Genomic DNA, 12,670 nt, shown 5'->3' on the forward strand with positions numbered 1-12,670 from the left:
GGGCTCGCACGGGGGGCGCAACCTACCGCGAACGGCCGTCGGGGCGAAGATTCAGGTCCAGCGGACCGCGTACTGCGCGTCGGCGCCGGAATCGTCGAACCGGATCTGCTCCGGATGGCCACGCGGAACGCGGCTCCGAGATAGCCGCGGGGATCGTTGGCTGCCGTCACGACCTGAGGCTTGCCGAGAATCGCGGATTCGCGCAACGGGGAGCCGCGCCCACTTGCGCGCACGGTTGCCGCCGGATGGCGCCGCGAAGCGCGCCTGCGTCAGGCGCGAAGCAGCGCGAGGTTCTCGTCCGCGCGGGCGCGGAAGGATGCGCTGTCGCCGGAGAACACCACGCGGCCCTTGAGGAGAATCAAGTGCCGGTCCCCAATCTCCAGCAGCGTCTTGACTTCCTTGTCGACGATCAACGACGCGATCCCTTCGCCGCGCAGGCGCCGGACCGCGGACCAGATCTCCTGGCGGATCAGGGGCGCCAGGCCCTCGGTCGCGCCGTCGAGGATCACCAGCTGCGGATTGATCAGCAGGGCGCGGGCGATGGCGAGCATCTGCTGCTCGCCCCCGGAAAGCTGGGATCCGAGATGGGTCAGCCGCTGGCGCAGCCTGGGAAAAAGCGCGAGAGCGCGCTCCTCCGTCCAGGCCCCGGGGCGCTGCGCGACCCGGAGATTCTCCGTCACGGTGAGAGTGGGAAAGATGCCGCGCCCTTCCGGCACCAGCCCGATGCCCTGCGCGGCGATCCGGTGCGCCGGCCAGCCGGTCACGACGTTGCCGCGAACGCGCACCTCTCCGGAGCGCGGCGGCGTCAGCCCCAGGACGCTGCGGATGGTGGTGGTCTTCCCCATCCCGTTGCGGCCCATCAGCGTCACCGTCTCGCCCTGGGCGATGGAGAAGCTGACGCCGTGCAGGACGTGGCTTGCGCCGTAGAAGGTGTGGAGATCGGTCGCTTCCAGCAGCGCCGTCACGCGATCTCCTCGCCGAGATACGCCTCGCGGACCGCCGCGCTCGAGCGGATCTCGGCGGGCGACCCGGTGGCCAGCACCCGGCCGTCGACCAGCACGGTCACCGCGGCCGAGACGCTGAAGACCGCGTCCATGTCGTGCTCGACGAGCACCACCGTGCGGCCGCGGGCGATCTTCCTCAGCAGGTCCATCACGCGAATGGCCTCGTCGTGGCCGAGCCCTGCGAGCGGCTCGTCGAGCAGGAGCAGGGAAGGTTCGGTGGCCAGCATCATGGCGATCTCGAGCTGCCGCTGCTCGCCGTAGCTGAGGTGACCGGCCATGGTGGCGTGTCGCTGCGTCAGTCCGGAGGCCTCGAGCGCATGCGCGGCGCGGATGCCGACTTCCGCGTAGCGTCCGGCGGGCCGGAAGAAGCGCATCGACGACTCCAGCCGCGACTGCGCGGCCAGCCAGACGCAATCCGCGCACGAGAGCCCGGGGAAGAGATTCGCGGTCTGGTAGCTGCGTCCGATTCCGATCCGCGAGAGTCGATCCGGGGTTGCGCGCGTCACGTCTTCGCCGCGGAAACGGATTTGCCCGCTGGTCGCTCGCAACTCCCCGGAGAGCAGGTTCAAGAACGTCGACTTCCCGGCCCCGTTCGGTCCGATCACGGCGTGGACGCGCCCCTCCTGGAACGAGAGCGAAACGCCGTCGACGGCAGCCAGCGCTCCGAAGCGGCGCGTCAGCCCCACCGTCTCGAGCAGCGGCTCAGCCACGCGATGCTCCGGGCACGAGGCCGGCCAGGCCGCGGGGAAGGAAGAGCACGACCGCGATCACCAGCAGCGCGATCAGCGCGTTCCAGTGCTCGGTGACGCGCTCGCCGTAGTGCTCGATGAACGCGAGGAGCAGCGCTCCGAGGGCGGGGCCATACAGCGTGCCTCTGCCACCGAGCAGGACCGTGACCAGAATGAGTCCGGACTGCCGCCATCCGAGCTGGGCGGGATTGACGAAGCCGTACAGGGTCGCGTCCAGATACCCGGCGAGTCCCGCCAGCGCTCCGGCGATGACGAAGGCAACGAGCTTGTAGCGTCGCGTCGGAAACCCGAGCGACCGCATCCGCTGCTCGTTTCCGCGGATTCCCTCGAGGACCCGGCCGTAAGGCGCTCGCAGCACACGCGAGAGCAGCAGGTAGACGAGCACCAGCGCAATCCAGATGACGACGTACGCGGCCGCTCGCCCTTCCACCGGGCGAGACTGGACGTAGAGGCCATCCGAGCCCCCCAGCGCGGGCGAATCGTTGAACACGTAGAAGAGCATCTGCGTGAACGCGAGCGTGACCATGATGAAGTACACGCCCGTCGCCCGCAGGCTGAGCCATCCGATGATCAGCGCCGCGATCGCGGCACAGGCGACCGAGATGGGGAGCGTCACGAGGGGATTCACCAGGCCGAGGCCGTTCGTCAGCCCGGCAAGGACATACGCGGCGAGACCGAAGAAGGCGGAATGCGCGAGGCTGACCAGGCCGGTGAAGCCGACGAGCAAATCGAGGCTGATGGCGAGGATGCATCCGATCATCGCCTTTCCCAGAAACTGCAGCCAGAAGCGGTCGCCGCTGAGCGCGACCGCGCCGAGCGCCGCCGCCGCGACGAGCAGGAGCAGGCGCCTCCTCATCGTCCCTCGAAGGCGGCGCCCAGCAGTCCCCGCGGGCGCCAGAGCAGCACCGCGGCCATGACGGCGTAGACCGTGGCGCTGGCGAAGCCGGGCAGCAGCACTTTCCCGAACGTGTCGGCGAGGCCGACCAGCAGCGCGCCGACGAACGCTCCCTTGATCGATCCGATCCCGCCGATCACCACCACCACGAACGAGAGGATGAGAACGCCCTCGCCCATGCCCGGGTAGACGGTGGTGAGCGGGGCGGCGAGCATGCCGGCGAGACCCGCCAGCGCGGTGCCGGCGCTGAAGAGCGTGGCAAACAGCTTGCGCACGTCGATGCCGAGGGCCTCGACCATCTCGGCGTTGGAGGCGCCGGCGCGGACGCGCATGCCGAACCGGGTCTTGAGGACCACCTGCCGCATGGCGGCGGCGACGCAGATGCAGGCCAGCGCCGTGAGCGCCCGCCAGGCGGGCCACGTCTGCGTCTCGCCGAGCGGCATCGTCCAGGCCAGCGCTTTCGGCGTCGTCACCCCGTGCACGTCGTTGCCGAAGAGCCCGCGCTGCAGCTCGTTGAAGAGGAGGACCAGCCCGTAGGTGAGGAGGACCTGCGAGAGATGGTCGCGGGCGTACAGCCGCGCGATGGCGAGACGCTCGACCACGAGGCCGACGAGGACCATGACGGGAAGGCCGACGAGAATCGCGAGCAGCAGGCTGCCCGTCCGTTGCGAGATCCACCACGCCAGGTAGGCGCCGAGCATGTAGAACGAGCCGTGCGCGAAATTGAGGACGCCGAGGACGCCGAAAACCAGGGTCAGTCCGCTCGCGACGAGGAAAAGCAGCAAGCCGTATTCGACGCCGTTGACGACCTGCAAGGCAAAGAGCGAAAGGCTCATTTCCCCGTCTTGCAGCCCGCGGCCGGGTCCTCGGCTGCCTTCATCGCCACGCCGAGCACGACTTCCTTCCCGCCTTTCACCTGCCGCAGATAGATGTCCTGGATGGGGTTGTGCGCCTTGGAGAACCGGAACGGCCCGCGTGGGCTCTCGAGGCGAACGCCCTCGAGCGCGGCGATCAGGTCCTTCTGTGCGCCGGTATCTCCCTTGACCTTTCCGAGCGCCTGCGCGAGCGCGTTCACGGTGTCGTAACCGGCCACGGCGTAGACGTCCGCGTCGCGTCCCGTCGCCTTCTTGAAGGCGTCGCGGAACTTCCGGTTGGCGGCGTTGTCGAGCGCATCGGCGTAGTGCAGCGTCGTCTTGATGCCCTCGGCGGCCGGTCCCTGCGCCGCGAGGACGCCTTCGGTGAGGAAGCCGGACCCGTAGAGCGCGACGCGGTCCTTGAGTCCCGCGTCGGCGTAGTCCTTGACGAACTTCGCGGCGCCGGCGCCCGCGAAGAAGACGAAGACGGCATCCGGCTTGAGGGAGGCGATCTCCGACAGGTTCGCCTGGAACTCGGTGCTGGGGAACGGGACGGCGATCTCCTTCGCGACGGTGCCGCCGCCCTTGGCGTAGCCTTCCTTGAAGGCCGCCATCGACTCCTGGCCGAAGCTGTAGTTCCAGAACATCAGCACCGCCTTCTTGTGCCCCGCCTTGAGCATCACGTCGGCGCACGGATACGAGGTCTGCCAGTTCGAGAAGGAAGTGCGGAACACGTGGGGCGCACAGAGGTTGCCGGTCACTGCCTGCGCGCCCGCGTTGGTGACGATGGTGAGAACGTTCTCCTGGCGGACGATCTGCATCATCGCCATCGCCACGCCGGAATGGACGGGTCCGGTGAGGATGTCGACCTTTTCTCCGGCGATCAGCTTGTTGACGTTGGCCGGCGCCTTGGCGGGATCGGACTCGTCGTCGACGGCCACCCACTCCACGTCCCGGCCACCGAGCTTGCCGCCGTGCTCGGTGGCGGCGAGCTTCATCGCGTCGGTGATGTTGTGGCCGAGCGCCGCGTAGGTTCCCGAGTATGGCAGCAGCAGCCCGATGCGCAGCTTGGCGGCGGTGGCGGAGAATAGCCGGCGAGGAAGGAGTGCGGAGCAGGCTGCGGCACCGAGGATCTCGCGTCGGGACAGGGCCATGCGACCTCCAGGGTGCGGTAGTACGACAGAAGTCCGCGTTCGCCGTCAACCGGCGCGCGTGCTGCGCGCGGCGCGCATCAGTATGGTTTCTGCCCGACCCAGTTGCCCGGCGGCTCGTAGTCGCAGACCCAGAAGTCCCAGCTTCCGCCCGAGGGCGGCGCGAACGGCCAGTTGACGGTGCAGATGCGGTGCGCGCATCCGGTGCGCAGCGTGTCGCGCCAGACGAGCTGCGTGTAATGGCCGCACTGCTTGCCGGAAGCGCAGGTGTTCGTCGCGTAGTCGTAGTCCTGCACCTCGCTGGCCCAGGCGGCGACGACGTCCGCCGCCGTCCAATGGCCGGATGGCGCGCTGGCGGCGATGTTCTCGCCGCGCTGACCCCGGCCGGGGTTGTGCTGATAGTTGCAGCCGGCGGCCCAGGCTTGCGCAACAGCAGCCGCGTCCGCCGACCAGGTCAGCGCAGGCAGCGATGACGGAGGCGGCGGCTGGGGAGCGCGGCGAACGGCGTTGTGGAGATCGAGCCAGGTCTGCGCGTCGGCGTCAGGCGCAGGCTGCGGAGCGGCGTCGGATGCTCCGGTCAGTCCCGGCTCGCACCCGGCGGCAAGCAGGACCGCGGCGAGGAAAGGGCAGCAGCGCACGTCACAAAACTATTCACCGCCGATCGAGCCGGCACAGCGTAAGGTTGGCATCGTGTTCTCGCGCCGGCTTCCGCATGTCGTGACCCGCAAGGATCTCGCGCTCCTCGTAGCGCCGACCTACGCGGCGTCTGCGAACGTCGACTTCGAAGAAGCGCACGAGCGGATGGAGCGTGCCGTCGGCAGTCAAAGGGTAATCGATGAGCTGTACGCGGGCATCTCTGCGGCGCTCGAGGACCGAAGAGGGCCGCGCACTACGGAGGATGCGCTCATCGACGCGCTTTCTGCCGGCGTGCAGAAGCGTCGCAGCCGCGTCAAGGCAGCGACGTTGAGCCCGGCGGTATCCGCGGTGATGGTGCTGCTGAACCTCGAGCTCGGCTATGCGCCGGAGATGATGCGTGGCGCGCTCGAAAATGCGAAGGGAAAGGCGTTGCTCGACGAAGGGCGGCGCGCGCTCGGCGCGCACCTTTTGAAGGAGCTGATCAAGTAGCTCGGGTCTATCCCAGGGCGCAGGCGAGAAACGTCGTCGACCGGCCCAGCACGATCGCCTTGCAGCAGCGCAGCCAGGCGACGACACCGAAGCTCGAAACGATCAGGACCGTATGCCGCAGCACGTCGTTGGTGGTGATCAGCCCCTGGATCATGACGCGGCTCCGTTCCGGTTTCGAGTGCCGGTGTGACCCGTTGCCACGGCCGTGCCAAAGACCGAATCCCCCACGGACGGGGGAATTCGGGCTTCCGGAGCGTTTCGCGCCCCCTGCGGCGCAACGTGGCGCCGCTTGCGCATCGACGACGCACCAGCAGTGCCGGAAATCGCGACAGTCTGCCGCGCCGCCCTTTCTCATCGCTGCGGCCGCACCGACGACCGCCCAGCAGTGATTCGCGGACGGAATTGCCAGAGCCAGTCGCCCGGTCGCACGCGCTCGCGCGCGTGCTCCGGGTGACGCGCCCCGTAGTAGAGCGTCACGCGCGAGTGCAGCTCGAGGCGCGGCCGCTCGTCGAGGCGGCAGCGCGCGTTCCGTTCGACCTCCTCGCAAAACTCGTGCGCGAAGCGCCAGCTCCAGGCGCCTGGCGTGACGCCGCCCTTGGCGCCGATCTCGAGTACGTACAGGACCGGTGCGCGGATGAGCCGTTCCAGCAGCCTGCCGGGTGGCAACCAGGAGACGAGCACCAGCTCGGGCCGCATGCGCCGGATGGCGGCGAGCGCGTCGAAGCGGAGCACGCAGCCGCCGAGGCGGACGCCCGGAACGCTCACGCCGCGAAATTCACGGCGCTCGCCCGCCGTCATCCGGGCACGAGGATCGGCCCAGGCACCCGAATCGCTCGCCACGATCCGTGTGCCCCGCAGCGCGGGGCGCAGGGCCGCGGAGAGAAACCCATCGCCGGCCGCGACCTCGAGGATGCGCCGGGCACCGCAGGCGCGGATGCGTGCTGCGAGCGCGCGGACCAGCTCACGCGTCGGAAGCAGATAGAGCGGCCCACGCGGATCGAATTCGCAAATGCGGAACAGCTCCCCTTTGGGCAGCCGCCCGAGCGCGGCGTCGAGCGCGCGCGCCGGTGGAATCCGCCGCGCGCCGGAACGGGTCCACAGCAGGCGAGTGACGTCTTCGCGCGCGCCCACCGGCTGCCTCTACTCCGAGGGTGTGTACGCTCGCAACCGGGTTGCAGTACAGGCGCAAAAGCCCTACGCGCACGCACCCCGGTCGATTGGAAGCGCGCAGGCTTCGCACTACGCTGTCGATGGTGGGTGCCTTGCCTGCAACGGAGGGCCCATGTTGAAGGACGACCAGGGGAGTCATCCGCGGCTGCGGGTGAACGGAGTCGCGGCGCACGTGCGTTGCGGATCGGTTGCGTTCTCCTGTGAGGTGGAGGAGCTCTCCGTCGGCGGCGCCTTCTTCCGTACCGACCAGCTCTTGCCCGCGGGATCCGATCTGCAGGCCGACCTGGTCAAGCCGGGCGCGCGGAAGGTCCTTCACCTCGGCGGACAAGTGAGAGGCGCGTTCGGGAGCGGCCTTGGTCAGCATCCCGGTCTGGACGTCGAATTCAGCGCGATGACCAGCGACGACTCCGGGCGGCTGGGTCAGTGGCTGGACGAGATGATGGCGCGCGGCACCGCCAAGGAGATTACCCGCCCCATCGCGCCGGTCCCGGCCGCGCCCCGGGAGGGCTCCGCCGCCCCCGCGCCGGATGCGAAGCTGATGACGCAGATCAAAGGCCTGCTGCTGGAGATGGACGAGCTGCGCGATCGCCTGCGCCTGCGCGAGGGAGAGATCGACCAGCTCCGCCGCGAGCTCGCCACCGCCGAGCAGTTGATCGGAAAGCGTCCGACCTGATCCGCGGCCGCCGCGAAGGCGCGGTTACCCCGTCGCGCGCACGCTTGCCGGCCGCCGGCCGACGAAGCGGGAACGATCGAATTCGCGCCGGCTCTTGTGCGAGACGATCTGCAGGCAATCGCCGCGGCCCTGCACCCCGGTGAAGACGGACCAGGCGAGGAACAGGTGCCAGAGCCGATACCAACGCTCGCCATACGCCCGGACCACCCGGTCGCGGTTCTTCATCCAGTTCTGGTACCAGCGATGGATGGTCATGCCGTAGTGGACGTTGATGTTCTCCACGCTGCGGATCTCGAATCCGGCCTTCTCGAGCTGTGTGGACACGAACGAGAGGGGAAGGCTCGCGTCGGCGCCCGGGAAGATGTACCGGGACATGAACATCGCCCAGGTGAAGTCGGACGCGTCCCAGTATCCGCCGCGATCGTTGCGCACCACGCCGAGCTCGGGTGGGCGGCGCAGACCGACGATCTGCAGGAAGAACAAGCCGTCGTCGTCGAGCAGCCCGCTCACCTGGCGGAGGAACTTCTGGAAGTTCTTCACGCCGACGTGCTCCGCCATCTCCAGGCAGGAGATCTTGTCGTAGGCGGGGCCGGGGATGTCGCGGTAGTCGAGCGTCAGCACGCGGGCGCGTTGTTCCAGGCGGCGCGCCTGGATCCGCTCGGTGGCGAATTCCGTCTGCTTGCGGCTCAAGGTGACGCCGGTGGCGTCGACGCCGAAGTGCTCGGCGAGGTCGGCGACGAGAGTGCCCCAGCCGCAACCGATGTCGAGCAGCCGGTCTCCGGCCTCGAGCTGCAGCTTCTCGCCGACGTCGCGGATCTTGCGCTCCTGCGCCGCTTCCAGGGACTCGTCGGGCGCGCCGAACTTCGCGGACGTGTAGACCATGGAATGGCCGAGGAACGCCTCGAAGAAGTCGTTCCCGCGGTCGTAGTGCTCGCACACGAACGCCCGGTCCGCCGCCTTCGAGTGCACCAGCACCGAGGGGAGGAATTTCATGATCAGGAACTTCGCCTGATCCCAGGTGAAGCGGTAGTTGACCCAGTCCGCCCTGGCGCACAACAGCTCGTGCAGATCGCCGCTCACGTCGATCGATCCGTCGATGTAGCGCTCGACGAACGTGCTCATCGGAATGCGCCGGTCGCGGAATGATTGCGCCGCGACGTCATCGCGGAACCGAAGGACTTGGGAAGGCGACGGCATGAGACTCCTTGTCCGGGGACGAACGTAATCCTGGATACGTGGGACCCGGTATCCTACCGGTTTCCCGCAAATGCGCCATGCCCTCTCGAGAGCGGCTCGATTAGGGCCGCCGGCGCCGGGCGAGCAGCCCGGCGCAACCCAGCGCCACCATCCAGTTCAGCGCGACTCCCGACGTCGAGCATCCGGTCGACGAGGAATTCACGGGGATGTTGGTGGTCGAATCGCTCCCTTTCGAATCGACTCCAGCGTCCGGCGGAGGGACCGCTCCCGCGTCTGCGCCGTCGTTCGAGCCGGCATCCACCCCTGCATCGGATGGAACAGGAGTCGAAATCGGTACGACCTCCGCCGCGACGGCTTGCAGGAACGATGCGTCGGCGGCGGACATGTAGAGCGCCGGCAATCCCACCGGCGACTCGCCGAAGATGACCGCGTAGAAGACGCAGGCGTCGAGATAGACGCCGGCATCGTTCGGGTGCTTGTCGTCCATGAAGAGGTACGTCAGGGGCTTCGTCGCGAAGACCTTCTCGTACGCGCGGCTGAGCGGCGCGATTGCGTTGCGCGTGGAGAGATTGCCGGAGAGCGTGCCGTAGTTCGCCTCCAGCGCGGCCACGTAGGCCGCGCGCGTGGCGAACCTGCCGAACGGATAGACGACATCGGTCGCCCAGTTCTCGAAGAGGAGCACCGTGCCGGAGGTGGTCAGCGATCGCTGCACGGAGGGTTGATAGGTGACCTCCGCCGTATTGTAGAACTGGGCGGCATCCAGGACCGGCAGCGTGCTGTACTCCTGGAGCACGACGAAATCGTAGTGCGTCGCTCCGGTCAGGAAAGGCTGCGCGATGTTCGCGTTCCATGTGTCCTGGAGCGTGTGCCCCATATTGATCGCTTCGTTGTAGGTGAACGTCTTTCCGCTGCTGGAAGCGAGCCGGGAGAGCACCTTCGGCATATCCTCGCCGGTGGCGCCCGTCTGGGTCGCGATCAGGCTGTTGCCGATGAAGAGGACGCTGGCGCTCGCCGTCACGTCCCGGGACGAACGCTGCACCTCGAGCGTCGGTCCCCCTGCGCACGAGCAGAGCATGGAGAGCAGGGCAGGAGCTGCTGTTCGGGCGAGAAGCTTCATCGGGCCTCCAGGTCGCAGGCTGAAGTTCGAACCGCCCGCCCGGATGACGAAATTCCGACAAAGCGCAAGGCGGGGTGGACCCGTGGACCACCCTGTGCGCGGCGGGCACACACGACGCGCGCAGGCTCTGCTAAGACGGGCTGCGCAAATGGAGCAGAACGGCAAACCCGCCGGGGTCGCCACCGGGCTCGTCGCCGAGACCGAACGGCTTGTCTTGCGCGAGTTCACCGCCGCGGACGCACTGTTCGTATTGCGGCTGCTCAACGAGCCCTCGTTCGTCCACAACATCGGAGATCGCGGCGTGCGGACGGCGGAAGAGGCCGTGCGCTACCTGAACGACGGTCCGATCGCGAGCTACGCGAAGCATGGCCACGGGCTGTACCTGGTCGCGCTCAAGCCGGGTCTGCAGCCGATCGGAATGTGCGGCTTGCTCAAGCGCGACAAGATCCGCGACGTCGATCTCGGCTACGCGTTCCTTCCCGAGTTCTGGTCGAACGGATACGCGCGCGAATCGGCAGCGTCCGTTCTCGCGATCGCGAGAAGGCTCCGCCTCACCGCGGTTGCCGCATTCGTCTCTCCCGGCAATGCCCCCTCCATCCGGCTGCTGGACAAGCTCGGTTTCGCGCCCGCGGGAGAGACGAAGCTCGAGCCGGCGGCCGCGCCGGTGTTCGTCTACCGTCTGCAACTCCGGTCACCCCCAGGAAAACCCCATGGCAGAGCTCAAGGCGGGTAAGATCGTCGAGTGGCACAGGCTCTCGCCGAGCCTGTCGCTCTTCAGGCTCGTCTCGCGTGACGGCGGCGCGAGGTTTCCTTCCTACGAGGCGGGGCAGTACATCGCGCTTCGCCGCGACGATTGCCTGCTGACGCGGAAGGTGAAGGACGGAGACGAGATCCGCTACGTCCCCGACCTCGACGATCAGGGCCGGCAGAAGCGCGGCGCGGTGACCCATTCGTACTCGATCTCCTCCGCGCCGTTCGAGACGGAGCAGGGGAACTATCTCGAGTTCTACGTGGTGCTCGAGCAGGGGAAGGACGGCGTGCTGGGTCGGTTCACCGAGTCGCTCTTCCGCGGAGTCGAGTCGGACCACAACGATCGCCTCGCGTACGTCGAGCGGATCGTCGGCGACTTCACGCTCGCCAAGCGTGCGGTGGGCTTCGAGCACGTTTTGATGGTGGGGACCGGGACCGGACTTGCGCCGTTCGCGTCGATGATCAAGCAGCTCAACCGCGATGCGGGCGGCGGGAAGCGGCCGGAAGCGCGCTTCACGCTCCTGCACGCGAATCGGACCTTCGAGGAGCTCGCGTACCACCGCGAGCTGCTCGACATCGAGAGCGCGAAGAGCCTCGACTTCCTCTACGTGCCTTCGGTGAGCCGGCCCACCACGCGCGATCTCGCCGACCCCCACCTCGGCACCGGCCGCGCCAACAACCTCTTGCGCCAGGTGTTCGGCCTTCCCTCGAAGGAACCGTCTGTGGCGACGGCGCCCACGTTTCCCCGCACCCGGCCGCTGGAGATGGTGCAGAAGCGCGTCGATCCCGCGCGGACGGTGGTCCTCACCTGCGGCAACCCGAACGCGATGGCGGACATCGCGTGGATCGCTCAGCAGACGGGGATGAAGTTCGAAAAAGAGGACTGGTGAGAGAGCCGTGCTACATCCCGGCCGATGCTTTCGCTGCGCGTCCAGGAGCATCGCGAAGCGGCGGCGCGGGCCGGACTCCGCTACGTCACCGACGGCGTTCCGGGCATTCGCCGGCAGCGCGTGGGCAGAGGGTGGATCTTCTTCGCGCCCGACGGATTGAGGATCAAGGACGTTGCCGAGCGCGCGCGCATCGAGGGACTCGTCGTTCCCCCGGCCTGGAGCGAGGTCTGGATCTGCCCCGATCCGCGCGGCCACATCCAGGTCACCGCTCGCGATGCGCGCGGGCGGAAGCAGTACCGCTATCACCCGCGCTATCGCGAGGCGCGGGACAAGTCGAAGTTCCGGCGGATGCTCGAGTTCAGCGAGATCCTCCCCGATGTGCGCGAGCGGGTGGAGCGCGACCTGCGCGCGCACGACCTCAGCCGGCGTCAGATCCTGGCGACTGTCGTGCGCCTGCTCGACAAGACGTTGATCCGCGTCGGAAACGACGAGTACGCCCGCGAGAACCGCTCTTTCGGCCTCACCACCCTGCGCGGCCGGCACGTCCAGATCGACGGCGCCAGGCTCTACTTCTCGTTTCGGGGAAAGAGCGGCGTCAATCATCAGGTGGCGATCACCGATCGCCGTCTGGCCCGCATCGTCCAGCAGTGCCAGGATCTGCCCGGCCACGAGCTGTTCCAATACGTCGATTCACGGGGCAAGCGGCAGTCCATCTCCTCCGACGACGTCAACGCCTATCTGCGCGAGACCACCGGCCGGGACATTACCGCCAAGGATTTCCGCACCTGGGCCGGGACGATGCTCGCCGCGAAGGAGCTCTGCGCTCTCGGTCCGCCGACGAGCCGCCGGGAGGCGGAGCGCAACGTGGTCCGCGCCATCGACGCCGTCGCGGACCGGCTGGGAAACACACGCGCGGTCTCCCGAAAGTACTACGTGCATCCGGCGCTGGTGCGCGCGTACCTGATGGGGCTCACGCCGTCGCTTCCGTCGATGGTTTCGCCCCGCCAGCACCGGCGCGAGAATCCGCCGGCCGCGCTCCGGAGCGACGAGGTGGCCGTGCTGCAGTTCCTGCAGGAAGAGGCTGCCGAGGAATAG

14 protein-coding genes are annotated in these 12,670 nt (G+C 68.1%); 5 read left to right on the top strand and 9 right to left on the bottom strand.

Translation table 11 applies throughout. The features are described from left to right. Nucleotides 1–269: 269 nt before the first annotated feature. The 6 genes from E6J58_04715 to E6J58_04740 all read right to left on the bottom strand — a co-directional run bounded on the left by E6J58_04715 (nt 270) and on the right by E6J58_04740 (nt 5,291). Nucleotides 270–965 (bottom strand): ABC transporter ATP-binding protein, encoded by a 696-nt coding sequence (locus E6J58_04715; GenBank protein ID TMB41005.1) that lies wholly within the window; start codon nt 963–965, stop codon nt 270–272. Then, on the bottom strand, nt 962–1,714 hold the full coding sequence (locus E6J58_04720) for an ABC transporter ATP-binding protein (GenBank protein TMB41006.1): 753 nt from the start codon (nt 1,712–1,714) through the stop codon (nt 962–964). Before E6J58_04720 ends, E6J58_04715 begins: the two co-directional genes overlap by 4 nt. Further along, a complete protein-coding gene (locus E6J58_04725) occupies nt 1,707–2,609 on the bottom strand; it encodes a branched-chain amino acid ABC transporter permease (GenBank protein ID TMB41007.1) in 903 nt (300 codons plus the stop codon). The genes E6J58_04720 and E6J58_04725 overlap by 8 nt, the downstream gene beginning before the upstream one ends. Next, complete coding sequence (locus E6J58_04730) at nt 2,606–3,484, bottom strand: branched-chain amino acid ABC transporter permease (GenBank protein TMB41008.1); 879 nt, start codon at nt 3,482–3,484, stop codon at nt 2,606–2,608. The genes E6J58_04725 and E6J58_04730 overlap by 4 nt, the downstream gene beginning before the upstream one ends. Beyond that, nucleotides 3,481–4,656 (bottom strand): ABC transporter permease, encoded by a 1,176-nt coding sequence (locus E6J58_04735; GenBank protein ID TMB41009.1) that lies wholly within the window; start codon nt 4,654–4,656, stop codon nt 3,481–3,483. Before E6J58_04735 ends, E6J58_04730 begins: the two co-directional genes overlap by 4 nt. 77 nt (nt 4,657–4,733) lie before the next feature. Continuing rightward, entirely contained in the window at nt 4,734–5,291 is a 558-nt protein-coding gene (locus tag E6J58_04740) for a scp-like family protein (GenBank protein ID TMB41010.1), read from the bottom strand. Nucleotides 5,292–5,340: 49 nt separating this feature from the next. Here E6J58_04740 and E6J58_04745 point away from each other — a divergent pair, with 49 nt between their 5' ends. Next, nucleotides 5,341–5,778 carry a hypothetical protein gene (locus E6J58_04745; GenBank protein TMB41076.1) on the top strand — a complete coding sequence of 146 codons (438 nt, stop codon included), beginning with the start codon at nt 5,341–5,343 and terminating at the stop codon, nt 5,776–5,778. A 351-nt stretch (nt 5,779–6,129) separates the two neighbouring features. Here the strand turns inward: E6J58_04745 and E6J58_04750 are convergent, their stop codons facing one another. Further along, entirely contained in the window at nt 6,130–6,576 is a 447-nt protein-coding gene (locus tag E6J58_04750) for a hypothetical protein (GenBank protein ID TMB41011.1), read from the bottom strand. A gap of 211 nt (nt 6,577–6,787) precedes the next feature. On the opposite strand from E6J58_04750, the gene E6J58_04755 reads away from it, so the two are divergent. Continuing rightward, nucleotides 6,788–7,621: a PilZ domain-containing protein gene (locus E6J58_04755; protein ID TMB41012.1), complete on the top strand. Its 834-nt coding sequence runs from the start codon at nt 6,788–6,790 to the stop codon at nt 7,619–7,621. Nucleotides 7,622–7,645: 24 nt separating this feature from the next. On the opposite strand, the gene E6J58_04760 is transcribed toward E6J58_04755, so the two are convergent. Next, nucleotides 7,646–8,743, bottom strand: a complete 1,098-nt coding sequence (locus E6J58_04760; protein ID TMB41077.1) for a class I SAM-dependent methyltransferase — start codon at nt 8,741–8,743, stop codon at nt 7,646–7,648. A 175-nt stretch (nt 8,744–8,918) separates the two neighbouring features. Further along, on the bottom strand, nt 8,919–9,836 hold the full coding sequence (locus tag E6J58_04765; GenBank protein TMB41013.1) for a hypothetical protein: 918 nt from the start codon (nt 9,834–9,836) through the stop codon (nt 8,919–8,921). Here E6J58_04765 and E6J58_04770 point away from each other — a divergent pair. Genes E6J58_04770 through E6J58_04780 form a run of 3 tightly spaced genes read left to right on the top strand, consistent with a single transcriptional unit; the run spans nt 9,808 to nt 12,670 of the window. Beyond that, nucleotides 9,808–10,668, top strand: a complete 861-nt coding sequence (locus E6J58_04770) for a GNAT family N-acetyltransferase (protein ID TMB41014.1) — start codon at nt 9,808–9,810, stop codon at nt 10,666–10,668. The genes E6J58_04765 and E6J58_04770 overlap by 29 nt on opposite strands. Beyond that, nucleotides 10,520–11,575 (top strand): hypothetical protein, encoded by a 1,056-nt coding sequence (locus tag E6J58_04775; protein ID TMB41015.1) that lies wholly within the window; start codon nt 10,520–10,522, stop codon nt 11,573–11,575. Before E6J58_04770 ends, E6J58_04775 begins: the two co-directional genes overlap by 149 nt. A gap of 24 nt (nt 11,576–11,599) precedes the next feature. Continuing rightward, nucleotides 11,600–12,670: a DNA topoisomerase IB gene (locus E6J58_04780; protein TMB41016.1), complete on the top strand. Its 1,071-nt coding sequence runs from the start codon at nt 11,600–11,602 to the stop codon at nt 12,668–12,670.

Source organism: Deltaproteobacteria bacterium (genome assembly GCA_005879535.1).
Classification (GTDB): domain Bacteria; phylum Myxococcota; class Myxococcia; order Myxococcales; family 40CM-4-68-19; genus 40CM-4-68-19.